A 25,189-nucleotide genomic window follows, 5' to 3' on the forward strand; every position below is an offset into this window, starting at 1 on the left:
CCTCAGGCCGGATCGACGAAGGCGGCGACGACCTTCTTCTGGCCCGCCTTCTCGAAGTCGATCAGCAGGTGGTTGCCATCGACGCGGGCGACCAGGCCATAGCCGAACTTCTGGTGGAACACGCGCTCGTCCTTCTGGAACTTGCGCTCGCTTTCCAGCGTCCGCACCTCACGCGCCTCGCCGTCGATCACCTTGCCACGAGCATAGCCCCCGGCACGGTAGCCGCGCTCCTTCAGCCGTTTTGTCGCCTGCAGCCAGGGCGCGTCGTAGGCGAAGCTGCCCGGTGCCTGCTGGTGCCCCCGGGCACCGCCGGGCTGGGCGGACGCGCCATAGAGGCCGGTCTCCGCCCGCACCTCAACGGCATCCGCCGGCAGTTCCTCGACAAATCGGCTGGGAATGCCGGAGCGCCATTCGTTGAACACCCGCCGGTTCGCGGCATGGCTGATGAAACAGCGCTGCCGGGCGCGGGTGATGCCGACATAGGCCAGGCGGCGTTCCTCCTCCAGCCCGGCATTGCCGGTTTCCTCCAGCGCGCGGCGGTGGGGAAAGACTTCCTCCTCCCACCCCGGCAGGAAGACCGTGTCGAACTCCAGCCCCTTGGCAGCATGCAGGGTCATGATCGACACCTTCTCGGTATCGTCCGAACTGTCGTTGGCCTGCACCAGCGCGATGTGCTCCAGATAGGCGCCAAGGGTCTCGTGGTCCTCCATCGCCAGAACCATTTCCTTCAGGTTCTCCAGCTTCGTCGGCGCGTTGGGGCTCCTGTCGCGCTGCCACATTTCCGTGTAGCCGCTCTCGTCCAGCACCATTCCCGCCAGTTCAGCCGGGTCCAGATCATCCTTCACCTGCCGCCAGCGGGCGAAATCATCCAGCAGCCGTTTCAGGGTATTGCGCGCCTTCGGCTTCAGTTCCTCCGTTTCCACCAGCGCCTCAGCGGCACGGTAGAGGGACTGGCGCGCGCCACGGGCGGCGCGATGCAGCATCTGCACGGTGGCGTCACCCAGGCCGCGCTTCGGCGTGTTCACGATCCGCTCGAACGCGATGTCATTGTCCGGCTGGGCGACGATCTGCAGGTAACAGGTAGCGTCCTTGATCTCCTGGCGCTGGTAGAATCGCACACCGCCGAGCACCTGATAGGGCACCCCGATCTCGATGAAGCGATCCTCGAAACTGCGCATCTGGAATGTCGCGCGTACCAGGATCGCCATCTCCGACAGGCGTTCCCCCTTGCGGTGCAGGCTCTCGATCTCGTCGCCAATGGTTCGGGCTTCCTCTTCCCCGTCCCAGACGCCGATGACCGTGACCTTCTCGCCGCCGGGAATGTCGGTCCAGAGCGTCTTGCCCAGCCGCCCCTCGTTGTTGGCGATCACCGCACTCGCCGCCTTCAGCACGGCGGCGGTGGAGCGGTAGTTCTGCTCCAGCCGGATCACCTTCGCGCCGGGGAAGTCACTCTCGAACTTCAGGATGTTGCCGACTTCCGCACCGCGCCAGCCATAGATCGACTGGTCGTCGTCCCCGACGCAGCAGATGTTCTTCGCCCCCTGCGCCAGCAGGCGCAGCCAGAGATACTGCGCCACATTCGTGTCCTGATATTCGTCCACCAGGATGTAGCGGAACCGGCGCTGGAACTCGGCCAGTACATCCGGCGCGGTCTGGAACAGGCGGATGCAGAGCAGCAGCAGGTCGCCGAAATCCACCGCGTTCAGGGTCTGCAGGCGTTCCTGATACATCCGGTACAGGTCGCGTCCGCGCCCGTCGGCGAAACCGCTGTCGCCTTCCGGCACCTTGTCGGGCATCAGGCCCTTGTTCTTCCAGCCGTCAATGACGCCGGCAAGCTGGCGCGGCGGCCAGCGCTTCGGGTCGATCCCCTCCGCCTCCAGCAGCTGTTTCAGCAACCGCTGCTGGTCGTCGTCGTCCAGAATCGTGAAGTCGCTGCGCAGGCCCAGCAGTTCGGCGTGACGGCGCAGGATGCGCGCACCGATGGCGTGGAACGTGCCCAGCCACATCCCCTCCACCCGGCTGCCGATCAACTGCCCGACCCGGTCCGACATCTCCCTGGCGGCCTTGTTGGTGAAGGTCACGGCCAGGATCTCCCAGGGCCGCGCCGTACCGGTGTTCAGCAGGTGCACCAGCCGCGTGGTCAGCACACGGGTCTTGCCGGTTCCGGCACCGGCCAGCACCAGAACGGCACCCTCCAGCGTCTCCACCGCCTGCCGCTGCGGCGGATTCAGGCTGTCGAGATAGGGAAAGCTGCGCGGCTGCGGGGCCGGAGCAGGTTCCTCCGCCCCGGCGAGATCAAACGGGTCATCCATGGGGAGAACATATAGAGCATGTCCGCGCCCAGCGGAATCCATTGCGGTGTCAATTTCAGCCCGAATTGGCTGACAGACTGACGCTGCACCGGCCCTCAGTCCGGGTCGCGCTGTTCCTTCACCCCGATCAGAAGAAACAATCCGACACCGATGAAGATCAGGATCATGGAGACCCCGACCCGATCACCGCCGATCCCCGTGGCACGGGCGATGACGAAGGGGGCCAGGAACGCCGTTGCCTTGCCGGACAGCGCGAACAGGCCGTAGTACTGGCCAAGCTGCCCCTCCGGCGCCAGTCGCGCCACCATGGAACGGCTGGCCGCCTGTGCCGGTCCCGCGACCAGTCCCAGCAGCACCGTGATGGCCAGCATCACCTTCTCCGCTTCCGACGCGAAGAGGCCGTCATCGGGAACCGGGAAGCCCATGGGGATGAAGAACAGCACGTGGCCGTCACCGATGGAAATGATCGCCGCCGCCGTCACGAACAGGCCACCAACGGAGATGTAGAGCGTGCGCTTCGACCCGATCCTGTCGTCCAGCCAGCCACCGAGGAAGGATCCCGGCACGCCGAACACCAGGGTCAGGATACCGAACAGCCCAAGCTCCAGCAGGCCCCAGCCGAACTGGCTGGCGACATAGACCCCGCCGAAGATGAAGATCGCGTTCAGACCGTCGTAATAGATCATCCGCGCGATCAGGAACCGGAACATGTTGGGGCGCTTGCGGCGCATGGTCAGCACCGTCTCGCGCAGTTCGCGCAGCCCGTTGCGGATCGCCGCCATCCGGTCGGCCACCAGCTTCGGCTGGTCCGGGGTCCAGAGGATGAAGGGCAGCATGAAGACCAGGTACCAGAGACCGGAGAAGGGCCCGGCGAGCCTTTCGGCCACATGCCCCTCCGTATCGAAGCCCGGTCCCGGAATACCGGGAAGCTGGCCCGTCAGCCACAGCATGATCGGCAGGGCAAACAGGGCGCCGACATAGCCCATGGCCCAGCCGTAACCGGACAGCTTTCCGACCCTGTCGCCGATGGCCAGATTGGGCAGCATGGCATTGTTGAAGACCACCGAGAACTCGGCGCCGATGATGCCGATCACCACCAGCGCAACGATCAGCGCGATCCGCCCGTCACTGGCGTCCGGCACCGCGAACCAGAGACCGAAACAGGCCGCGATGCACATCAGGCTGAAGCCGATGACCCAGGGCTTGCGCGGCCCCGTGGCGTCAGCGAGGGAGCCGAGGATCGGGGCGGAAAAGGCCATGATCAGGCCGGCGATGGTCTGGGTGTCGCCCCAGAGTTCCTGCCCGCTGGAACCATCGCTGACGACTGTGTTCACGAAATAGGGGCCGAAGATGAAGGTGATGATGATGGTGAAGAAGGGCTGCGCCGCCCAGTCATACATCGCCCAGCCGAAACGACCCCGTGCGCCTGCCTGCATCTGCTGCCCCTCCCGAGATGATGCAGCGTGGTCGCAGCACCCGGGCGGCAGACTACAGCAGTTCCCCGGGGGAAGGAATCGCCAGCTTGGTCCTCTGGCTCCGGCACGCCCTTTCTCTTGGCCATGTCCGGCAGCGCCCCTGTTTCATTTCCCGCAGATCACCGACCGGCCTAGGATTTCAGGAACGGACAGATTGCTGCGGGGAGACAGGCCATGACGTTGACGGACGACGCATTGCGGAATTCAGGGGTCGAGCGGCTGATGCTCGGTTTCTCCAACCTGCGTGAAACGCGTGAGCAGCGACCCATGGTGCTGACCGGCGGCGATGGCATCTACGTCATCGACGAGGACGGGCGGCGATTCCTGGATGCCAGCGCATCCTTCTATTGCGCCGCGCTGGGTTACAGCAACGAACGGCTGGTGGCGGCGGCACATCGCCAGATGCAGGCCATGCCGTTCTATGTCTCGGCGCAGCAGCGCACGGTTCCCGCCGTCATCGAACTGGCGGAGCGACTGGCAGCGATCGCGCCGGTCAACGACGCCCATGTCGCCTTCGGCGCGACAGGGTCTGAAGCGAACGAGTTCGCGCTGAAGTTCATGCTCTACCGCAATACCTGGCGCGGCCAGCCGAAGCGCCGGAAGATGATCAGCCGCCTCGGCAGCTATCACGGCGGCACCCTGACGACCGCCGGGCTGGGTGGTTCGAAGTCGGTGCATGACGCCTTCGCCCTGCCGATGCAGGACCACCTGCTGGTCAGCCAGCCGGACTTCTTCAACAATGGCCTGCCGGGCGAAACGGAGGCCGCCTTCTGCGACCGGCTGATCGCGGAACTGGAGCAGGTCATCGCCGATGCCGGACCTGAAACCATCGGTGCCTTCGTGGCCGAGCCGCTGAGCTTCTCCGCCGGTCTGGTGATCCCCCCGGAGGGGTATTTCGCGCGCGTCCAGGCGGTGCTGAAACAGCACGACATCCTGTTCATCGATGACGAGGTGATCACGGGCTATGGACGCACCGGGCAGATGTTCGGGGCCGAGACCCTGGGGATCGCACCGGATATCCTCAACAGCGCCAAGGCCATGAGCGGGGCCTATTTCCCGATCTCCGCCACCATCATCGACGGCGACATCTACCGGGACATGGAGGCACACAGCGACATGCAGGGCCTGTTCGCCCATGCCGGAACCTTTGCCGGCCACCCGGTGGGTGCGGCAGTGGCGGTGGAGATGCTGAACATCGTGGAGGAAACGGACCTGCCCGGCAGTGTCCGCGCCAAGGCCCCCCAGTTCGCCGCCCGCGTGAAGGCGCTGGCCGACCATCCACTGGTGGCGGATGTGCGCACCATCGGCATGGCCGGGGCAATCCAGCTCAGGTCAGAAGGCGATGGTGCCGTTGCCACCGGCGCACTGGCCGGGGCTGCGAAACAGCTTGCCGCCATCGCGCAGGATCACGGGCTGATCATCCGCGTCACCGGCCCCACCGCCATGCTGGCGCCGCCGCTGATCATCACCGAAGCCGAGATCGACCGGATGTTCGACCTGTTCACCGGCGCGCTCGATGCTGTGGCGGATCAGGTGATCGCCTGAATCCGCGCGATCAGGGCCTCGTCGACCGCGACACCGCCCGCCGCCAGGTTGCGCCGCCGGTTCTCCGCGCGACGCTGTCCGGGCAGGCGCGCGCCGGGCTGATCGGTGATCGCGGCGGCCAGGTCGGTCATGCGTGCCGCGAAACCGGCACCGGAGAATGAGGCGGGGTCGAGCGCGATGAAGAACTGGCCTGTCGCAGGCGGCCCACCGGCCGTGCCCGCGAAGGGGCTGGCATCCTTGCCCAGGGTCGCGCCTGCCAGCACGGCGGCGAACAGTTCCACCATCAGCCCGGTGCCGAAGCCCTTGTAGCCGCCCGCCGGGGCCATCGTGCCCTGCAGTGCCGCGTCGGCGTCCGTGGTCGGATTGCCGTCGCTGTCATAGGCCCAGCCCTCCGGGATCGGCTTGCCCTCGCGCGCGTGCAGGGTGATCTCGCTCTTGGCGACGACACTCGCCGACTGGTCGAGGACGAAGGCCGCGCCCCCATCCCCATCCGGCGCGGCCAGCGCGAACGGATTGGTGCCGATGACCTTCCGCGCGCCACCCACCGGCGCGATGGAGGCCGGAGCATTGGTGAAACCCATCCCCACCAGACCGGCCCCGGCCAGTCGTTCCACGTGATAGCCGAGCACGCCGCAATTGTAGGAATTGCGGATCGACAGTGCCGCGACGCCGTGTTCCCGGGCACGCGGCAACAGGGCCTCGAAACCCGCATCGATGGCCGGATGCGCGAAGCCATTGCCCGCATCCACGTTGACGGCAGTGGTGCCTGAAACATCAACTTCCGGCACTGCCGCGCCGTTCACCTTGCCGCACTGAACATGCTCGCAGTAGATCGGCACATAGATCAGGCCATGACTGCGAATGCCGTCCATCTCCGCGGCCGCCACGGCACGGGCCAGTGACTGCGCCGACGCCGGTCGGGTGCCTGCGCGTTGCAGCGCCGCCTCGGCCAGCGCCGTGATCTCCGTCGCGTTCATCATCGCCATTGCTCGCTCCTGCTTCCTGTCCGTCTCAATCCGTATCCACCAGCCCCGCGCCCGCCCCCGCAGACCGGGACGCATCGGTCGAAGGCACCAGGGAGAGGTGGAAGTGTCGTTGCACGATCGTCCAGGCGCTCTGGTCCACGGCGACAAGGCCCGCATGTGCCGTTTCACCGGACGATCCTGCCCCGCCGCCATCCGCAGACATCACCACGTCGCCCGGCCCGTCGTCAGCCTGAACACCCGTCGGACCGTCGCCGGTCCGTGACGCGATGCAGGCGATCACCCAACCCGGCACGTCTACATTCCGCACCACCAGCCGGGCGGCCGGATCCTGTTTCAGGACCTGCCACCAGTCCGCGGCAGAAGGGCCGGATACCAGCGCCGAAAGTGGCCTCTCCCCGTCCGCCATCAACACGGTCGCGGTCTCCGCCGGTTCCTGTTTCACGGCGGTTTCGGCGGCATCCCCGGTCAGGGAAGCCAGCGCCACCGCCAGCAGGGGTGCCGGATCCCGGCCCTGTTGCGCCAGCCAGACGGCCGTCACCGCCGCATCCTCGGCCAGTCCCCAGGGCAGCCCTGCGCCAAAGGCTGCCCGACAGCAGTAGAAGGAAAGTTCGCCAAACGAGAGATGCAGCGCGGCCACGGGATCAGTTCACCTGCACGGGCCGGATGGCGAAGGCCCAGCCGTCCGGGTCCGCATCCGCCAGACCGTCCGGCTGCGGCGCGCCCTGAAACAGGGTGATGCGGGTCCAGAGATCGGACTTGGGATCGAATTTCGAGGCCCCGAAGAAGGCCAGCTTGAACCGCAGCAGGTCAATGGGCCGGACCCCGTCCGCCACCAGATTGTCCCGCACCTCCGCATAGTCGAGACCGGCGATGGACTGCACCCGGCGCACCGTATGGCGATGCTGCGGGTGGCGGAGCAGGAATGCGGCAACGATGGTGTCGTCCACGGCTTCAGCCTGCGCCAGATCGGCCACAAGGCGTCGTATGTCACGGGCGAAGGCGAGCGGCATCTCCAGCATGCCACCGGGTTCGGCGTGACGGTGACCCAGGCGCGGCTCCAGCTTCTCCTCCGAATAGTACCAGAAACGCGCCTCCGCCTCCGGCCCGTCCAGCGCGAGCGCATCGACCCAGCCCTGTTGTGCCGCGATCAGGCGGCGCAGCTCCGAAAGCCGCATCGCCGGATCGAGGGCCAGGTGTTCGGACACATGCATCCGGTCCGCCAGATCATCGACCAGCGCGCCATGCGGCTCCAGCAGCAGCGCCAGCAGCAGTTCCTGCGCCTCCACCCCCAGCCGCGCCTGACCGAACTGCCAGATCCGGTCCCATGGCGTCGTCGCGTCGAGCAGTCCCGGTGCCGCCTCCGACAGGCGCGCCAGATCCTGGTGCAGCTCTTCGATCCGCGCCATCTGCTGCGGGTCATCGACCTGCCATTCACTCACATGCTGCCGCGCCCGGACCAGCAACCGCAGGAAGGCGGCACGTGTTTCATCCGCCCCCTCCGCCAGGGACCGCACCCGCGCCAGCGCCGTCTCCCGCGCGGTCACCCAGGCATGAACCAGTTGGGGGTGGCGCCCCAGAAAGGGTGCCATGCCCAGCCCGGTGGCATTGCCGACACCCAGAAAATCCCGAACCTCCGGAGCAAGCGGAACGGCGCTGTCGCCGCCACGCACCCGCGCCAGATGCTCGATCAGCATCACGGTGAACCAGCGGAACAGCCAGACAGCCAGCATCTCCACCTGGAACGCGCCCTGCAGTTCGGGGCGGTCGGCAATCAGCGCCCGGTCGCCGCAGCCGAACTTGCCGCTGCCGTAGACGGCGGTGGTGCGCATCAGATAGCCGACGCCGGACAGTGTCCCGATATCCGGCTGCTGCCCCGCCGAGAGTCGCGCCGTCACATGGCTGAACAGGCGCAGGCTGCGGTTGGCGCGGCCCAGCACCAGCTCCCGCGATGTGAAGCGCCCGGCCTCCTGCTTCGGGGTATTGGCCGCCAGCCGCGCAATGTCGGCATCGGAGGGGATGCCGTCATACAGGCTGAAGGTCGCGTCCCAGGCCTCCGCGATGACCCGGTCGGTGCGCTTCTCCGGCGGCAGGTCGTGCGAGAAGACCACCAGCGAATAGGCCTGCTCCGGTGTGTGGGCGGTCAGCACGACAGTGCCGAACCCCTGCGCATCCAGATCGAAGCGCCGCTGTTCGAATCGCCAGCCCTCCCCATGCATCCGCCGCAGCAGGCTGCGCATGAAACTCAGCCGTGTCGGGAACGAGGCCCCCATGCGGGACAGGCGCATCACCTCATCGGCGGGGCGCAAAGGCACGGCGGGCGGCGATGTCTGCACCGCTGCCGTCATGGGGCCGGACCGAAGGAACGTTCGAAGAAGTCGAGCCAGTTGCCACCCGCGATCCGCGCCACATCCTCGGCCGAGAAGCCGACTGCGCGCAGCCCGTCGACGATGTTCGCGAAACCGAGACTGTCGGCGAACCAGTCCGGCTGTGGCGGGAAGCCCGCGTCGCTGGCGGAGCCTTCGCCGAAGTCCTTCGCGCGGGTCCAGGTGCCGTTGCGCATCCATTCCACCACCGAATCCGGCTGGTCCTGGCAGAGGTCGCTGCCGAAGCCGATGTGCTCCACGCCCATCAGTTCCGCCGCCTGCGCCACCATGGTGCAGAAACCGTCCACGGTGCAGTCGGACTTGCCCGCCAGATGATGCGGATAGAGGGAAAAGCCGAGCATTCCGCCACTCTGCCCCAGGGCGCGCAGCACCGCGTCGGACTTGTTGCGCAGGGCCGGATGCCAGAACGACGGATTGGCGTGGGTGATGGCGATGGGGCGGCTGGAATGCTCGATGGCCTCCAGCGTCGAACGCTCCGCCGAATGGCTCATGTCCACCACCACCCCGACCCTGTTCATCTCCGCGATGACCTGTCGGCCCATGCGGGTGATGCCGGGGTCCTCCGCCTCGTAGCAGCCGGTCGCGAGCAGGCTCTGGTTGTTGTAGGAGAGCTGCATGAAGCGCGCGCCGAGCTGGTGCCAGACCTCGACCAGGCCGATGTCATCCTCGATCGGGGACGGGTTCTGGAAGCCGAAGATGATCGCCGTCCGCCCGCTGTCGCGCGCCGCCAGCACATCCGCCGCCGTGCGCCCCGGCACGATCAGGTCGGGGTAGGCCTCGAAGCGGCGGTTCCAGGCGATGACATTCTCCACCGTCTCCCGGAAGTCCTCGTGATAGCAGATGGTGACATGCACGCAGGCGAGGCCCACCGCGTTCATCTGCCGGAAGATCGCCTCCGACCAGTTGCTGTACTGCAACCCGTCGATCAGCAGCGGCACATCCGCCCGCCTCGCATCCACCATCCCGCAAACCTCCCGGCCCTCACTGACCCAACAGCCTTAATGGATCAGGGATGCGCCGTACAGGTTTGCGGACTGGTGCGAAGCGTCGTCTCCCCGATCAGTGGGAGAACAGGGTGGGTACGGTCATTTCGTGCAGCAGGCTGCGGGTGACGCCGCCGAACAGGCGCTCGCGGAGGCGCGGGGTGCCGTAGGCGCCGAGGACGAGCATGTCGATGTCCAGTTCCGCGGCGCGGGACAGGATCACCTGGTCGGGGCTGAGGTCGTGGGATGTCTCGTGCATCACCTCGACCTTGATGTCATGCCGGGCCAGGTGCAGGGCAATGTCGGCGCCGGCCACTTCACCGGTGCCACCGGTGCCACCGGTACTCGTCTTCGGGTTCACCGACATGACGGTCACCTTGTCCGCGGTGGCGAGGATCGGCAGGGCGTCGTTCATGGCCCGCGCCGCCTCCCGGCTGCCGTCCCAGCCGACCAGCACGTTGTGGCCGAAGTCATGGCCGATGCCGACATAGGGGATCACCAGCACGGGGCGACCGCCCTGCAGGATCACCTCTTCCGGCATCGCATTGCCCGCCGTGCGTTCCTTTGCCGGATCGGACTGGGTCAGCACCACCAGATCGGCGTGCCGGGCATGCATGGCAATGACCTCGTCGATCACCGAGGTGGCGGCGATCTGGCTGCGGAAGTCGTTGGACAGGGTGCTCTGCCCCAGGATCTTGCCGAAGGTCGCCTCCGCGCGCTGCACGGAAAGCTGTGCCTGCTCCCGGAGCGAGACCAGCACGTCCTGCGAGATGGGACCATCGAAGTAGAGCTGCATTATGGGGTCGGCTGCGACGTGCAGGCCGGTCAGATGAGCCTGATGCTGTTCCGCCAGCTTGATGGCGGCACCGATCGTCTGGTCCGGTTTTCCGACTTCATCGACGACCGTGAGAATGTTGCGATAGGACATGGCGCTTGCTCCCGTTTGATCATTTCCGACCCTCAGCATCGCGCCATGTCGCAACAATCACCTTGATCAGGATCAAGCGACCGAATTTTCTGCAAACGATCCGCTGCAGGTGCCGGTTGGATGCGAACCGGCCATTCCTGCCGTCAACCGCTGTCCGGGTCGCGATAGATCGGCCCCCGGTCGATCACCGGCTGCAACAGGTTGTCGCGCATGTAGTCGTGTTCCTCATCGACGGTCGCCGGGCGCTGTTCCTGACCGCGGTAGCCCATGATCTGCCGCACCTCCGGCATCATGTAGTAGGCGGAGGAAGCGACCAGCCCGATGGTGGCGAGTCCGTCCGGGTCTTCCCGGTTCAGGCGCTCCGCGGCCGCGGCAGCCGCCTCCCCTGCCCCGACCCGGTCCAGCGCCTGGTTCAGGCTCCCGGTCAGTTCGGGCCGCAGTGCCAGTACGTGATCGACCATTGCATCGACGTCGCCCGCGTCCGTGAAGCGGGGCATGCCCAGGGCCGCCGGGATCAGGACATCACCGATGGCATTCAGCGCCGCGCGCCGGGTGTCGGACAGGGCATTCATGATGCAACCCTCTGGTCGGCGCGGGTCTCGATCATGTGCATCACCGAGCGGAGCGCGATGGCACAGATCGTGGCGGTGGGGTTGAACCCTGACGAGGTGACGAAGGTGCTGCCGTCCAGCACATGCAGGTTGGGCACATCGTGGCTGGTGCCCCACTGGTCCAGCACGGAGGTCTCGGGGTCATTGCCCATGCGGCAGGTGCCCATCAGATGCCAGCCGCAATCCCGCATCAGGGTGGTGGTGGAGATGCTCTTGGCGCCCGCAGCCTCCATCGCCTCCCGCTGCCGGTCCAGGTGGAAGGCGATCAGCTTCTCCGTGTTGTCGGAGTTGCGGTAGATGATCTTCGGGCTGGGGATGCCGTCCGTGTCCGTCAGGCTGTCGTCCAGCACGACACGGTTCTCCGGGTCCGGCAGGTCTTCGGCGATGATCCCCCATTCGAAGGAATGGCCGAAGCGCTTCTGCGTCGCCCGGTGCAGGTTCTCGCCCCAGGCTTCCTCCAGCGGTGCGCCGCCATAGGCGGAGCGCATGCCCAGCGGCCCGCCGGTCGGCATGGCATTCCACTTCGCGCCCCTGACGAAGCCGCGTGACTTGTCGGTCTCGTAGAACTGCATCGAATGGATCGCCTGCCCCGCCGGGCCGAGCCAGCTGTCGAGAGGCTCGTCGAAATAGCCGACGGTGGCGGCATAGGGGTGCATCATCAGGTTGCGCCCCACCAGCCCCGACGAATTGGCCAGCCCGCCTGCGAACCGGTCACCGCCGGAGAGCAGCAGCAGGCGCGGCGTGCCGACCCCATTGGCACAGACAATCACCTTTTCCGCCCGCTGGTGATGCTCCACCCCGTCGCGGTCGATCCAGATCGCGCCGCTGGCCAGCCCCTGCGCATTCACCGTGATCTCCCGCACCCGTGCGCCGGTGATCAGTTGTGCGCCGTGGGCAATCGCATCCGGCCAGTGGGTCAGGTCGGTGGAGGCCTTGGCCTGTTCCGGGCAGCCCTGCATGCAGGTGCCACGGCGGGCGCACTGGCTGCGACCGCGGTAGGCGCGCGACGGGATGGCCTGCGGTGCGGGCCACCAGTGCCAGCCGAGTTCGTTCATGCCCTTCGCCGCCAGCCGCCCGATCCTGCCGATGGGCAGCGGCGGCAGCGGGGGCGGTGTCATTGGCGGATAGGCCGGGTCCCCGGCCAGGCCGGACACTCCCATCTCCACATCCATGTGATCGTAGAAGGGTTCCAGATCCTGATAGGTGAAGGGCCAGTCGTCAGCCACGCCGTCAAGGCTCCTCACGCGGAAGTCGGAGGGCATGAAGCGTTGCCAGTGGGCCGCATAGATCAGCGTGGAGCCGCCAACACCCGCGAACATCAGCGGGTTCACATCCGACTCGCTGGTGTCGATGGGATAATCCGTGGCCAGCCCCCGCACGTTGGGGTTCGGATGCCAAAGCCGCTGCGACATCAGCTCCCATTCCGGCTTGTCGCCGTAGAATTCGTCCGATGAGACCTCGCGGCCCTGTTCCAGACAGACAACCCCGACCCCGGCTTCCGCCAGATGCTTCGCCGCTACGGCGCCGGATGCACCGGCCCCGATGATCAGCACCTCGGCAATCTCACCCATCTGTCCACCCCCGCAAATCCACAGAACACCAGCGATTCTAGACGTTTCCGTGCGATGGCCACTTGGATGCAACTGCACCAACTTCCCGCGCGTCGCGACCCGGTCAGGAATTCACTCGCAACAGCGGGCGGAAGCGGCGTATAAGGCCCCATTCCGTAGAGCCCCCGCCAATTGAACGCGGGCGCGCCAGTGGAGGACACCCATGAACGATATCGGCAATTCCCCGGCAGCCCGGGACATCCGCAACCTGATCCATCCCTACACCAATCTCGACCTGCATCGCACCAAGGGTCCGCTGATCATCGAGAAGGGCAAGGGCGTCCGCGTCTGGGATGACGAGGGCAAGGAATATATCGAGGGCATGGCGGGCCTGTGGTGCGCGTCCTTCGGTTTCGGCGAGGAGGAGCTGATCGACGCTGCGGTCGAGCAGATGCGCAAGCTGCCGTTCTATCACCAGTTCGGCCACAAGAGCTCCATGCCCTCCATCGAACTGGCGGAGAAGCTGATCGAGATCGCGCCGAAGGCCATGTCGAAGGTGTTCTTCGCCAACTCCGGTTCCGAGGCCAATGACTGCCAGGTCAAGCTGCAGTGGTACGTCAACAATGCGCTCGGTCGCCCGGAGAAGAAGAAGATCCTGGCGCGGGAGAAGGGCTATCACGGTGTCACCGTCGCCGCCGCCTCGCTGACCGGCCTGCCCGCGAACCATGCCGAATTCGACCTGCCCATCGCCGGAATCGGTCATGTCTCCATGGCGTTCCCCTATCGCGGCATGCAGCCGGGCGAGACGGAAGAGGAATATTCCACCCGCCTGGCGCAGGAGCTGGAGGAGCGGATCATTCAGGAGGGGCCGGAAACGGTTGCCGCCTTCATCGCCGAGCCCGTCTGCGGTGCCGGTGGCGTGCTGGTTCCGCCCGCGGGCTACTTCCCGAAGATCCAGGCCGTGCTGCGCAAGTACGACGTGATGATGATTGCCGACGAGGTCATCTGCGGCTTCGGCCGGACCGGCAACATGTGGGGCTGCGAAACCTTTGACATCGAGCCGGATTCCATGTCCGTCGCCAAGCAGCTCTCCAGTGCCTACCAGCCGATCTCCGGCATCATGGTCAATGACCGCATCTTCGATGCCATGGTCGACCAGTCGAAGAAGATCGGCACCTTTGCCCACGGCTTCACCTACTCGGCGCATCCGGTCGCCGCTGCCGTCGCACTGCGCACCATGCAGCTGATGGAAGAGCGGAAGATCATGGACCACGTGCGGGAGATCGCTCCGGTGATGCAGAAGCGCCTGCATTCCTTCGCCGATCATCCGCTGGTCGGCAACACCCGCGGTGTCGGTCTGGTCGGTGCCATCGAGCTGGTGGCCGACAAGGCGACGGGCAAGCCGTTCAATCCGAAGCAGATGGTCGGTGCCTATTGCATGGGCCAGGCCCAGGAACACGGCCTGATCACCCGCGCCATGGGCGATGCGCTGGGCTTCTGCCCGCCGCTCGTCATCACCGCGGAAGAGATCAACTTGATGTTCGACAGCTTCGAGAAGGCCCTGGACGACACCACCCTGTGGGTCGAGAAGGAAGGCCTGCGCGCCGCCGCCTGATCGCGATCCGGTTCACGACTGACCCTTCCGCCCCTCGCCGGGGGCGGCATGGTTGGTCGTGTCTACGACTTGTCTGTGGACCGTTCCTCCCCTCTCCCCCTCCCGGCCCCCCACGCAAGTATCCTGAAACGGGTGGCCGGGAGGGGGAGAGGGGAGGAACGGTCAGCGACATAAATCTCCACCATCCCCGACTCATTTCATCCGCAGGGACAATCCTGAGTTTCATCTGAAACACGGGACCTGTGGAGGACATGACATGCAATCGGTTGACGCGATTGCCGCCGCCATCGTGGCGCGCGAGGGCGGTTATGTGGATCATCCGGACGATCCGGGCGGGGCCACGAAGCACGGGGTGACGATCCATACCCTGCGGCGGCTCGGTCTCGATCTGGACGGCGACGGGGATACGGATCGCGACGACGTCCGCCGCCTGACCCTCGACGACGCCATCGGCATCTTCAGGGAGCACTACTACCGCAAGCCCGGCATCTGGCGCCTGCCGGAGCCGCTTCAGCCCAGCCTCTTCGACATGCAGGTCAACGCCGGTGCCAATGCCGGGCGGATATTGCAGAGCCTGCTGAACCGGACCGGCTTCGGGCCGGTCACCGTGGATGGTGTCATCGGCCCGGCAACTGGAGACGCGGCCCATCGTGCGCATGATGCCATGGGCAGCCTGCTGGTCGATGCCTACGGCATCGAGCGGCGCGACTACTACTATCGCATCGCGGAGCGCAATCCGCGGCTGCGCAGCTTTGCCCGCCGTCGCGACGGCGGCAAGGGCGGCTGGATCACCCGCGCCGAGGCATTCATTTCCAACAGTTTCCACCTGACCGATTCCGCACATCACGAAAGGATCGCGTCATGGGCATGATCCGCGATCTGCTGTTCGGTGGCCTGTCCGGTGTGGGCGAAGCGGTCGCGAATGTGGGCCGGGTCTTCGTCGGGGACAAGGCCGCAGGTCAGGCGCAGCACCATGACGAGACCATGACCACACTCAACCAGTATGCAGCGGAATTTCGCCGTCTGGAGAACCGGACCTGGTGGGATGCGCTGGTGGACGGTCTGAACCGCCTGCCGCGCCCACTGCTCGCGCTCGGCACCGTCGGACTGTTTGCCTATGCCATGGGCGACCCCGTGGGCTTCGCGATCCGTATGGAGGGGCTGAACCTGGTGCCGGACGAACTCTGGTATCTGCTTGGCGCGATCGTCGGCTTCTTCTTCGGCGCACGGGAACTCTCCCATGGACGGAAGAACCGCACGGAGGCCGCCACGCAACACCGGAAGGTGAGCGCGGTCGTCGAGAACATCTCGAAGCTCCGCACCCTGCGATCCGCTGCCACGCCGGGTGTCGCGCGCATGGAGGACGAGGCCTTCCAGCGGGAGATGAGCCGAACGGATCGCCCCCTCAGCAATGCCGCGATCCTGGAATGGAACCGTCGACGCACCATGAACGGGGACCCCGGACACACGTGAGCGTGACCCTGTGCGTCAAGCCCGCAGGACCTGTTGCCGTCGTCGCTGACATCGGCCTGTCCGCAATGCGGCAGACCGTGGCGAGTTGCAGGAGTGTCCCCGGGACCACATGTGTGCATCAGCAAGGGCAACGGCTGGCAAGGACGGGATTGGGTGAAACAGGACGGCACGACCAACTGGCAGTACGGGACGTGTCCGCTCGACACGCCCCCTGCCGCGTTCGGGCCGTTTGCCGACCTGGTGACCCTTTGGCAGGGCAAGCGGACGGAAAATGTCGGTCTGCCGCTCCGCAGCGCCTTCGATTTTGCCGACTTCCGGGGCTGGCGGGGCCGCGTCGCCATCGCCCGGATCACGCATGACCCCTTCGACGTCCGCTTCGTGCTCTGGGGAACAAGGCTCACCGACTGGTGGGGCGTGGACTATACCAACCGCCAGCTCGGCTCCGCCGCCGCCAATCCGGACGCCTGGCGCAATACGGAGTTCCGCTACTTCGAGGCCATGGCGCAGCACCCCTTCATCGGTATCGCCAGCGGCAACCTGGCCCAGCACGACCGGTCCTACATCACCGTCCTCGGCCTGGACCTGCCCCTGTCGCAGGACGGCCGGACCCTTTCCCACGCGCTGACCGCGCATGTGGAGATGAAGCAGGGCAAGACGATGGAGACGTTCCTGCCGGATTGCCCGATCACACGGTTCGGACTGCTGGATCCTGACAGGTGAAGCTGCGGTTCACCCCGGCACAGGCCCGCCATCGCGATCAGACCCGGAAAGCGCTACAATCCGCTGGTCGGGAACCGGGGAACGAAGCAACCGGGCGACACTATGGGGGAGGAAAGAATGATCTATGATTTCACGGAATGCGGGCCTGACCGCGTCGTCAGCGGCATCGGTGCGCTGAAGGAACTGTCGGGCATCGTCGAGCATTTGGGCGTCAGGCGCGCGCTCGTGCTCACCGGCCGAACACTGGCGACGAAGACAGACCTCGTCGCACGGGTCGAGCGCGCGCTCGGCGCCGCACACGCCGGCACCTTTGCAGAATGCGGCCAGCATGTGCCCGCCGGCACCGTCGATGCCTGCGTCGCGCAGGCGAAGGATGCGCAGGCCGACGTCCTCGTCGTCTTCGGCGGCGGCAGCCCGATCGATACCGCCAAGATGGTCGTCATGCGACTGGTCGAAGCAGGCCACGCCGCACCGCACCAGATCGTCATACCGACGACACTCTCGGCAGGCGAGTTTACCTACGCCGCCGGCATCACGGACGAAACGACACGCGTCAAGCACGTCCATGTCGACCCGGCGACGCAACCCGGGGTGATCCTCTACGACCCGGAACTGACGCAGGCCACGCCGACCGAGCTCTGGCTCACCACGGGCCTCAAGGCCCTCGACCATGCGATCGAGGGACTCTGGTGGCCGGTCTGTCATCCGTTCCTGGAAACGCTCCGGCTTGGCGCCATTGCCGATCTTACGGCGCATCTGGCCCGTTCCAGTGACCCGAATGCGCTGGAGGACCGGCTGGCCTGCCAGCATGCGGCGTGGAAATCGATCTGGGGCCTGTTGAGCGCCAAGAACGTCGGCTTCCGGCTGAGCCATCCGCTGGGTCACCAGATCGGCGCCCGTTGGGACGTTCCGCACGGTGTCACCTCCTGCATCGCCCTTCCGGGCGCCGCGCGCTTCCTGCACCAGCGGACGCGCGACGCGCAGGCGAAGATCGCCCGCGCCATGGGCATGCCCGACGGCGACGCGGCCGCGCCTGCAATCGAGGCCTTTCTCGACACGCTCGATGTTCCGCGACGGCTCTCCCAGACCAGCGCCGTGCGAGAGGAGATCCCGCAGGTCGCCGAGGCCGTGGCGCACGAACTCAGCTATCTCGGCGCACCCGACGCCGATATCGCCACCAGGGATGCCCTGACCAAGCTGCTCGACGACATGTGGTAGGCGAACTGCTTTACCCTGCCAGGCGTCCAGCTTGGCAGAAAGCCATTGTCGATATGTCGGCGAGGTACGGGTTCAGACTTGTCGTGACAGGCGGCGGGAGAGCAAGGAGGGTGACCTGCGGGGATTCCCTGACGTTCTTCACGGTTCGACATCGCGTGCAGCACGACGCCTGAATTCCCGGAAGATCTGGTGCCGCCGGAGTGATTCGAACACTCGACCTCTCCCTTACCAAGGGAGTGCTCTACCCCTGAGCTACGGCGGCATGGCAGGCCGCGCGTCATAGCCCGCGACCGGGTCCGGGTCAACCGTTTGTGCGCGCTTTGGCGTCCGGAAATCAAAGCGATACAAAATTATTTATTGTTCCGCCATTTTGTGTATCATATCGGCAGAACAGGCTGGGCAAGGCCTGAACCAGAATGCGGAGGGTGCGTGACATGGCAGAGGTCGAGAAGCCGGAACTGGTGACGGCAGCGGACGAGGCGGCACTGGAGGCCAGGTTCCAGGCGCGTCTGGATGCGGAGACGCGGGTCGAGCCGCGTGACTGGATGCCGGAGAAGTACCGGAAGTTCATGATCCGCCAGATCTCCCAGCATGCCCATTCCGAATATGTCGGGATGCTGCCGGAGGGGAACTGGATCACGCGCGCGCCGACCCTGCGCCGCAAGGCCGCGCTGCTGGCCAAGATCCAGGATGAGGCCGGTCACGCCGCCTACCTCTACAGCGCCGCCGAGACCCTTGGCACCAGCCGCGACGAGATGCTGGCCGACCTGCATTCGGGCAAGGCCAAATATTCCTCCATCTTCAACTATCCGACGCTGACCTGGGCCGACATCGGCACGATCGGCTGGCTGGTGGACGGGGCGGCCATCGTCAATCAGGTGGCGCTCTGCCGCACGTCCTATGGGCCCTATGCCCGGGCCATGGTGCGCATCTGCAAGGAAGAGAGCTTTCACCAGCGCCAGGGCTTCGAGATCATCACCACGCTGGCGCATGGCGCGCCGGAGCAGAAGGCGATGGCGCAGGATGCGCTGAACCGCTGGTGGTGGCCGGCCCTGATGATGTTCGGCCCGCATGACGCGGACTCGCCGAACTCGGAGATCGCCTTCAAGTGGAAGGTGAAGCGCCAGTCCAACGACGATCTGCGCCAGCGCTTCGTCGATATGACCATTCCGCAGGCCGACTATCTGGGGCTGAAGGTCCCGGACCCGGACCTGAAGTGGAACGGGGAAACCGGCCACTATGACTTCGGTCCCATCGACTGGGACGAGTTCTGGCGCGTGGTGAAGGGCGATGGCCTGTGCAACCGCGACCGACTGGATGCCCGCCGCACCGCGCATGATGACGGTGCCTGGGTACGCGAAGCCGCGCTGGCCCACGCCGAGAAGAAACGTGCCGCCAGGTCGGCCGCCTGAGAGAAGAGAACCTGACGTCTGACTGTTCCATCCCTCTCCCCCTCCCGGCCACCCACGCAAGTATCCTGAAATGGGTGGCCGGGAGGGGGAGAGGGATGGAACAGGCCACCAGAGAGGACCCAACCAACATGACGACACGCAAGGAATGGCCACTGTGGGAAGTCTTCATCCGCAGCCGTGACGGCCTGCACCACAAGCACGCCGGAAGCCTGCATGCACCGGATGCGGAACTGGCGATCCAGAACGCGCGCGACCTCTATACCCGCCGCTCCGAAGGGGTGTCGATCTGGGTGGTGCCGTCTGCCCAGATCACGGCCTCCGAACCCGCCGACAAGGACAGCCTGTTCGACCCGGCGGCGAGCAAGGTCTATCGCCACCCGACCTTCTACACGATCCCCGAGGAAGTGACGAACATCTGAGGCTCCGGAGACGGTTCGATTGACCGGTCCTCCCCTCTCCCCCTCCCGACCACCCACGGGATTATCCTGAATGGGTGGCCGGGAGGGGGAGAGGGGAGGACCGGACCGCAAACAACAAGGCCATCCACATGACCGCATCTGCCGATCACAACGACGCCCTGTTCCGCTATCTGCTGCGGCTGGGGGATACCAGCCACATCCTCTGCCACCGGCTGGGGGAATGGTGCGGCCACGGGCCGATCATGGAAGAGGATATTGCGCTGACCAACGTCGCGCTGGACCTGATCGGACAGGCGCGCCTGTTCTACCAGTATGCGGGCGAGGTGGAGGGCAAGGGCCGGACTGAGGATGACCTGGCCTTCCTGCGCCCGGAGCGGGACTTCAACAACCTGCTGCTGGTGGAACAGCCGAACGGCGACTATGCGAAGACCATGGCGCGGCAGTTCCTGTTCGACGCCTGGAACCTGCTGCTGTTCCGTGCGCTGGAACGGTCGACGGACGCACGCATCGCGGAGATCGCGGCCAAGGCGGTGAAGGAGATCACCTACCACCGCCGCCATTCCTCCGGCTGGGTCATCCGCATGGGTGACGGGACGGAGGAGAGCCGCACCCGCATCGTCGCCGCCTTCGAGCAGCTGATGGGCTTCACCGCCGAGTTCTTCCACATGGATGATGTGGACCGGCAGATGGCGGAAGCCGGTATCGGCCCCGACCTGGAGAGCCTGCGCGACCCCTGGATGGCGGATGTGGAGGCGGTGCTGGCGGAGGCCACGCTGGACTGGCCGACGGCGACCTGGTCGGTGCTGGGCGGACGTCACGAGGGACGCCATACAGAGCATCTGGGCTATCTGCTGGCGGAGATGCAGTCCATGCAGCGCCAGTTCCCCGGCCTGAACTGGTAAGCCACGTCGATGTCGCCCCGCACACCTGTCCCGCGCCCGAAGCCCAGCGGTGCCGCCCTGCCCGACGAGATCTTCGCGGGCTTTGCCGGGGCGCCGATGCAGGCCCGCAATACGCCCGGCCCCCTGACGGAGGAATGCGCCCGCACCGTGCTGGCGACAGTCCCCGATCCGGAGATCCCCAGCGTCATGCTGCCCGACCTGGGGGTCATCCGCGGGGTCGCGGTGAGAGGCGATGCGGTGACGGTGCGCATGTCGCCGACCTATACCGGCTGCCCCGCCACCGACCTGATGCAGATGATGATCCGGGAACAGCTCACCGCCGCGGGCTTTGCCAGCGTGACGGTCGATCTTGTGCTCAGTCCGCCATGGTCGTCCGACGACATCACGGCGGAGGGGCGGCGGAAGATGGCGGCTGCGGGCATCGCCCCCCCGGCTCACCGCGCCACTGACAAGCGCCACCTGACCGGCACCGTGCCCGACGTTGACTGCCCCCATTGCGGATCGGCGGACACGGTCATGACCAGCGCCTTCGGCGCGACGGCCTGCAAGGCGCTCTGGCGCTGCAAGGCCTGTCAGGAACCCTTTGACTACTTCAAGTGCATCTGACGGAGACCCGGAATGGCACCGAAATTCCACACCCTGAATGTCGTCGAGGTCCGCCGCGAGACGGACGACGCCGTCTCCATCGCCTTTCAGGTTCCGGATGACCTGCGCGAGGACTATCGCTTCGTGCCCGGCCAGTATCTGACGCTGCGCGCGACCGTGGACGGGCGCGACATTCGCCGGTCCTATTCCATCTGCTCCGGCCCGGCGGACAACGACCTGCGGGTGGCGATACGGAAGGTGGAGGGCGGCCTGTTTTCCAGCTTCGCCAATGACGGCATCACGGCGGGCGACACGGTGCAGGTGATGACGCCGGACGGGCGCTTCACCTTTGATGCCGACCCCGACCGCGCGGGCAGCTATGCCGCCTTCGCCGCCGGATCGGGCATCACGCCGATCCTGTCCATCGTGAAGGCGGTGCTGACGGGGGAGCCGAAGTCGGAGATGACCCTGGTCTATGGCAACCGGACGACCCAGTCGGTGATCTTCCGGGAGGAACTGGAGGACCTGAAGAACCGGTTTCCGACCCGCCTGACCCTGGTGCATGTGCTGTCACGGGAGAGCATGGACGTGCCGCTGCTCTCCGGCAGGATCGACACGGAGAAGGCGGAGGCCCTGCTGGGCAAGCTGATCGATGTTTCGGCGATTGATGCCTGGTGGCTTTGCGGGCCGGAGGAGATGATCGGCAATGTCTCCACCGCGCTGAAGGCGCATGGCGTGCCCGCCGACCGCATCCGCTTCGAACTGTTCACCCCCGCCGTCGACGGCAACCCGAAGCCGAAACGGGTGGCGAAGCCGGGCGAGGAACTGCCCGTGCGCCACATCGGGGTGATCATCGACGGCCACCGGATCAACTTCGACATGGTGGACGATGGCACGGCGATCCTGGACGCGGCCCTGGAAAACCGCGCCGACCTGCCGTTTGCCTGCAAGGGCGGCATGTGCTGCACCTGCCGCTGCAAGCTGGTGGAGGGCGAGGTCATCATGGACAAGACCTACGCCCTGGACGATGACGAGATTGCCGCCGGGTTCGTGCTGTCCTGCCAGGCCACCCCGGTCACCGACACGGTCGTGCTGGATTTCGATCAGCGGTAGGCACCACGAACCGGAGGTCCGGGACCGCGGTCGCAACAGTTGGATTCCGTTGCGGACCAATATGATCTATGACCGCGCGATGGGTGACACGCCGAAATCGCCGACGCGGGGACAGGGTGGCTTGCTGAAGGCGGCCATGACCGTGGGCGGCTTTACCCTGATCAGCCGTCTGACCGGTTTCACCCGCGATATCCTGATCGCCGCGCTGCTGGGTGCGGGGCCCGTAGGGGATGCGTTCTTCGTCGCCTTCAAGCTGCCGAACTTCTTCCGCCGCCTGTTCGCGGAGGGGGCGTTCAACGCCGCCTTCGTGCCCCGCTTCTCCGCCCACCTGAAACAGGAAGGCCGGGACGCCGCACACGGCTTCGCGGAGGAAACGCTGGCGGTCCTGCTGGCCGTGCTGCTGCTGTTCGTGGCGCTGGCGCAGATCGCGATGCCGGTGCTGATGCTGGGGCTGGCCCCCGGGTTCCGGGACGATCCGGCGACATTCGACCTGGCTGTCGAACTGACGCGCATCACCTTCCCCTACCTGCTGTTCATCAGCCTGGTCTCCCTGATGGCCGGGGTGCTGAACGGCGTCGGGCGCTTTGCCGCCGCCGCCGCGACGCCGATCCTGCTCAATCTCTGCCTCATCGCGGCACTGTTGCTGCTGGTCGGCGAGGTCCCGACTGCCGGTCACGCGCTGGCCATCGGCGTCTTCGTGGCCGGTGTCGTGCAGTTCGCCTGGCTGCTGTTCGCGCTGCGCCGCGCGGGACTGCCGCTCTACCTGCCGCGCCCCCGCCTCACCCCGGCGGTGAAGCGGGTGCTGATGATCATGGGGCCCGCCGCCCTGGGTGCCGGTGTGGTGCAGGTCAATCTGGTCCTGGACATCATCCTCGCCTCCTTCCTGCAGGACGGCGCGATCTCCTACCTGTTCTATGCCGACCGGATCAGCCAGTTGCCCATCGGCGTCGTCGGCGTGGCGGTGGGGACGGCCCTGCTGCCGCTGCTGTCGCGCCAGGCCGCCGCCGGAGAGGACGATGCGGCACGACAGAGCCTCAACCGTGCGCTGGAGCTTGGGCTGCTGCTGTCGCTGCCCGCCATGGCCGCCTGTCTGGCCATTCCGGGGGAACTGGTGGCCGGCCTGTTCGAGCGTGGGGCCTTCACCGCCGCCGACTCGGACGCGACCGCCATGACACTGGCGGCCTATGCGGTGGGCCTGCCTGCCTATGTCATGGTCAAGGTACTCGGTCCCGCCTTCTTTGCCCGGTCCGACACATTGACGCCACTGAAGGTCGCCATTGTTGCGGTCATGGTGAACCTCGCCCTCAATCTCGCCCTCATGGGGCCGCTGCAGCAGGTGGGGCTGGCGCTGGCGACCGCGATCTCGTCGTGGCTGAACGCGGGCCTGTCGATCTGGCTGCTGCATCGCCGGGGCTGGCTGAAGTCCGACGCCCGGCTGCGTTCCGCGACCCTGAAGGCGGTGCTTGCCAGCGCCGTCATGGCCGGTGCGCTGATTGCCGCCGCGCTGGCGCTGGCGCCCCTCGCTGGTCAGGGCGAACTGATGCGTGCGACCGGACTGGCCATTCTGGTCGTCATGGGACTGCTCACCTACGCCATCCTGGCCCAGATCACCGGGCTGACGCGCCTGGCGGACCTGCGCGCCCTCATGCGCGGGCGGGGGACCGGCGCATGATGGACTGGCGACGGTTGCTGTCGGCGCGCAGGCTGGTGGACGTGGCACCGGAGCCCTATGACGTCGCCCGCAGTCCGTTCCAGAAGGATTTCGACCGGATCGTCTTCTGTTCCGCCTTTCGTCGCCTGCAGGACAAGACCCAGGTCCACCCCCTGTCCGACAATGACTACGTCCGCACCCGGTTGACCCATTCGCTGGAGGTCGCCTCGGTCGGTCGGTCGCTGGGGGCAGGTATCGGGCAGGTCATTGCCGGACGCAGGCGGCTGCCGGCCGAACTTGGTGCTGCGGAGTTCGGCCACATCGTCTCCGCCGCCTGTCTGGCGCATGACATCGGCAATCCGCCCTTCGGCCACCGGGGGGAGGAACTGATCCAGCGCTGGTTCCGCGATGCGCCACGCGGCAAGGCCATGCTGCATGGCCTCACCCGTGCCCAGCAGCAGGACCTGCTGCAGTTCGAGGGCAATGCGCAGGGATTCCGTATCCTGACCCGCCTGCAGAACTGGCGTGACAGGGGCGGCCTGCGGCTGACCGCGGCAACCCTTGCCACCTTCAGCAAGTATCCGCGGCTGGTTGGTGGCGCACCTGCCCGCGACCGCCATGACGCCGGCGCGCAGAAGTTCGGCGTCATGCAGGCGGAGGCCGACATCTTCAGCGACGTCGCGCGCGAGACCGGGCTGCAACCCGATGGCGACGGGCGCTGGCTGCGCCATCCGCTGGCGTTCCTGGTCGAGGCCGCCGATGACATCTGCTACACGATCATCGACCTGGAGGACGGCTTCAAGCTCGGCAAGATTCCGTTCGACGAGGCCGAAGCCCTGTTGCTGGCCGTGGGCGGCGTGCGCCGGCGCTATCAGGAAATCGGCGAACCGGCCCGCCGCATCGCCTATCTGCGGGCCAAGGCGATCGGGGAACTGATCGGCCAGGTGGTGGAGGCCTTCCTGCAGGTGGAGCCGCAGATGCTGGACGGCCGCTATCGCGCCCCACTGCTGGCGCAGGTGCCGGGAAGCGCCGCGCTGGCCCATATCACCGACGTCACCGCCCGCAAGGTATTCGTCTCCGATGGTGACTATGAGCGTGACCTTGGCGCGGATCGGGTGATACAGGCACTGATGGACCGCACGGCAATGGCGACGGATCAGGGTCTGACAGCCTATGATCGCGCATTGGCGGTGACGGACCGGGTCTCGGGCATGACCGACAGCTATGCGATGCAGCAGTTCACGGGTGACGGCATGGCCCGCACGAGGATCGGCGGCATCAGTGGATTTTCGAACGGGGGATACTGA

General features: G+C 66.3%; 22 protein-coding genes and 1 tRNA gene. 13 read left to right on the forward strand and 10 right to left on the reverse strand.

Translation table 11 applies throughout. From position 1 onward, the window contains the following. Positions 1-2 precede the first annotated feature (2 nt). On the reverse strand, positions 3-2,312 hold the full coding sequence (locus tag QGV55_RS15410; RefSeq protein WP_281019765.1) for a UvrD-helicase domain-containing protein: 2,310 nt from the start codon (positions 2,310-2,312) through the stop codon (positions 3-5). 95 nt (positions 2,313-2,407) lie between these two features. Further along, complete coding sequence (locus tag QGV55_RS15415) at positions 2,408-3,748, reverse strand: MFS transporter (RefSeq protein ID WP_281019764.1); 1,341 nt, start codon at positions 3,746-3,748, stop codon at positions 2,408-2,410. Between the two features lie 213 nt (positions 3,749-3,961). Between QGV55_RS15415 and QGV55_RS15420 the strand changes: the two genes are divergently transcribed. Next, positions 3,962-5,332, forward strand: coding sequence for an aminotransferase class III-fold pyridoxal phosphate-dependent enzyme (locus tag QGV55_RS15420; protein ID WP_281019763.1), 1,371 nt, complete (start codon positions 3,962-3,964; stop codon positions 5,330-5,332). On the opposite strand, the gene QGV55_RS15425 is transcribed toward QGV55_RS15420, so the two are convergent. The 7 genes from QGV55_RS15425 to QGV55_RS15455 form a co-directional block, all read right to left on the reverse strand. Next, positions 5,317-6,309, reverse strand: coding sequence for an Ldh family oxidoreductase (locus QGV55_RS15425; RefSeq protein ID WP_348637685.1), 993 nt, complete (start codon positions 6,307-6,309; stop codon positions 5,317-5,319). The genes QGV55_RS15420 and QGV55_RS15425 overlap by 16 nt on opposite strands. A 34-nt stretch (positions 6,310-6,343) precedes the next feature. After that, positions 6,344-6,955, reverse strand: coding sequence for a DUF3726 domain-containing protein (locus tag QGV55_RS15430; protein ID WP_281019761.1), 612 nt, complete (start codon positions 6,953-6,955; stop codon positions 6,344-6,346). Positions 6,956-6,959: 4 nt separating this feature from the next. Further along, positions 6,960-8,663 (reverse strand): hypothetical protein, encoded by a 1,704-nt coding sequence (locus QGV55_RS15435; RefSeq protein WP_281019760.1) that lies wholly within the window; start codon positions 8,661-8,663, stop codon positions 6,960-6,962. Then, positions 8,660-9,664 (reverse strand): membrane dipeptidase, encoded by a 1,005-nt coding sequence (locus QGV55_RS15440; RefSeq protein ID WP_281019759.1) that lies wholly within the window; start codon positions 9,662-9,664, stop codon positions 8,660-8,662. The genes QGV55_RS15435 and QGV55_RS15440 overlap by 4 nt, the downstream gene beginning before the upstream one ends. 97 nt (positions 9,665-9,761) lie before the next feature. Further along, a complete protein-coding gene (locus tag QGV55_RS15445) occupies positions 9,762-10,613 on the reverse strand; it encodes a universal stress protein (RefSeq protein WP_281019758.1) in 852 nt (283 codons plus the stop codon). A gap of 143 nt (positions 10,614-10,756) precedes the next feature. After that, on the reverse strand, positions 10,757-11,185 hold the full coding sequence (locus QGV55_RS15450; RefSeq protein ID WP_281019757.1) for a hypothetical protein: 429 nt from the start codon (positions 11,183-11,185) through the stop codon (positions 10,757-10,759). After that, on the reverse strand, positions 11,182-12,795 hold the full coding sequence (locus QGV55_RS15455) for a GMC family oxidoreductase (RefSeq protein ID WP_281019756.1): 1,614 nt from the start codon (positions 12,793-12,795) through the stop codon (positions 11,182-11,184). The genes QGV55_RS15450 and QGV55_RS15455 overlap by 4 nt, the downstream gene beginning before the upstream one ends. Before the next feature lie 202 nt (positions 12,796-12,997). Between QGV55_RS15455 and QGV55_RS15460 the strand changes: the two genes are divergently transcribed. The 5 genes from QGV55_RS15460 to QGV55_RS15480 all read left to right on the forward strand — a co-directional run bounded on the left by QGV55_RS15460 (position 12,998) and on the right by QGV55_RS15480 (position 17,800). Beyond that, positions 12,998-14,389, forward strand: a complete 1,392-nt coding sequence (locus QGV55_RS15460; protein ID WP_281019755.1) for an aspartate aminotransferase family protein — start codon at positions 12,998-13,000, stop codon at positions 14,387-14,389. Between the two features lie 256 nt (positions 14,390-14,645). Beyond that, a complete protein-coding gene (locus QGV55_RS15465) occupies positions 14,646-15,260 on the forward strand; it encodes a holin-associated N-acetylmuramidase (protein WP_281023680.1) in 615 nt (204 codons plus the stop codon). Continuing rightward, positions 15,251-15,862: a holin family protein gene (locus tag QGV55_RS15470; protein ID WP_281019753.1), complete on the forward strand. Its 612-nt coding sequence runs from the start codon at positions 15,251-15,253 to the stop codon at positions 15,860-15,862. The genes QGV55_RS15465 and QGV55_RS15470 overlap by 10 nt, the downstream gene beginning before the upstream one ends. A 153-nt stretch (positions 15,863-16,015) precedes the next feature. Next, on the forward strand, positions 16,016-16,582 hold the full coding sequence (locus QGV55_RS15475) for a hypothetical protein (protein WP_281019752.1): 567 nt from the start codon (positions 16,016-16,018) through the stop codon (positions 16,580-16,582). A gap of 117 nt (positions 16,583-16,699) precedes the next feature. Beyond that, positions 16,700-17,800, forward strand: coding sequence for an iron-containing alcohol dehydrogenase (locus QGV55_RS15480; protein ID WP_281019751.1), 1,101 nt, complete (start codon positions 16,700-16,702; stop codon positions 17,798-17,800). A gap of 187 nt (positions 17,801-17,987) precedes the next feature. On the opposite strand, the gene QGV55_RS15485 is transcribed toward QGV55_RS15480, so the two are convergent. After that, positions 17,988-18,062 (reverse strand) — tRNA-Thr (locus tag QGV55_RS15485). Positions 18,063-18,234: 172 nt separating this feature from the next. On the opposite strand from QGV55_RS15485, the gene paaA reads away from it, so the two are divergent. From paaA to dgt, 7 genes are all read left to right on the forward strand, one after another. Then, on the forward strand, positions 18,235-19,212 hold the full coding sequence (gene paaA / locus QGV55_RS15490; protein WP_281019750.1) for a 1,2-phenylacetyl-CoA epoxidase subunit PaaA: 978 nt from the start codon (positions 18,235-18,237) through the stop codon (positions 19,210-19,212). A 128-nt stretch (positions 19,213-19,340) separates the two neighbouring features. Further along, positions 19,341-19,631, forward strand: coding sequence for a 1,2-phenylacetyl-CoA epoxidase subunit PaaB (gene paaB / locus QGV55_RS15495; protein WP_281019749.1), 291 nt, complete (start codon positions 19,341-19,343; stop codon positions 19,629-19,631). A gap of 128 nt (positions 19,632-19,759) precedes the next feature. Then, positions 19,760-20,533, forward strand: coding sequence for a 1,2-phenylacetyl-CoA epoxidase subunit PaaC (gene paaC / locus QGV55_RS15500; protein ID WP_281019748.1), 774 nt, complete (start codon positions 19,760-19,762; stop codon positions 20,531-20,533). A 9-nt stretch (positions 20,534-20,542) separates the two neighbouring features. Continuing rightward, a complete protein-coding gene (paaD, locus tag QGV55_RS15505; protein ID WP_281019747.1) occupies positions 20,543-21,139 on the forward strand; it encodes a 1,2-phenylacetyl-CoA epoxidase subunit PaaD in 597 nt (198 codons plus the stop codon). 12 nt (positions 21,140-21,151) lie between these two features. Beyond that, positions 21,152-22,231, forward strand: a complete 1,080-nt coding sequence (paaE, locus tag QGV55_RS15510; protein ID WP_281019746.1) for a 1,2-phenylacetyl-CoA epoxidase subunit PaaE — start codon at positions 21,152-21,154, stop codon at positions 22,229-22,231. A gap of 61 nt (positions 22,232-22,292) precedes the next feature. Further along, positions 22,293-23,903 carry a murein biosynthesis integral membrane protein MurJ gene (gene murJ / locus QGV55_RS15515; protein ID WP_281019745.1) on the forward strand — a complete coding sequence of 537 codons (1,611 nt, stop codon included), beginning with the start codon at positions 22,293-22,295 and terminating at the stop codon, positions 23,901-23,903. Next, positions 23,900-25,189 carry a dGTP triphosphohydrolase gene (gene dgt, locus QGV55_RS15520; RefSeq protein WP_281019744.1) on the forward strand — a complete coding sequence of 430 codons (1,290 nt, stop codon included), beginning with the start codon at positions 23,900-23,902 and terminating at the stop codon, positions 25,187-25,189. Before murJ ends, dgt begins: the two co-directional genes overlap by 4 nt.

The sequence above is a fragment of the Minwuia sp. IMCC3009 genome (assembly GCF_029909415.1).
Classification (GTDB): Bacteria; Pseudomonadota; Alphaproteobacteria; order Minwuiales; family Minwuiaceae; genus Minwuia.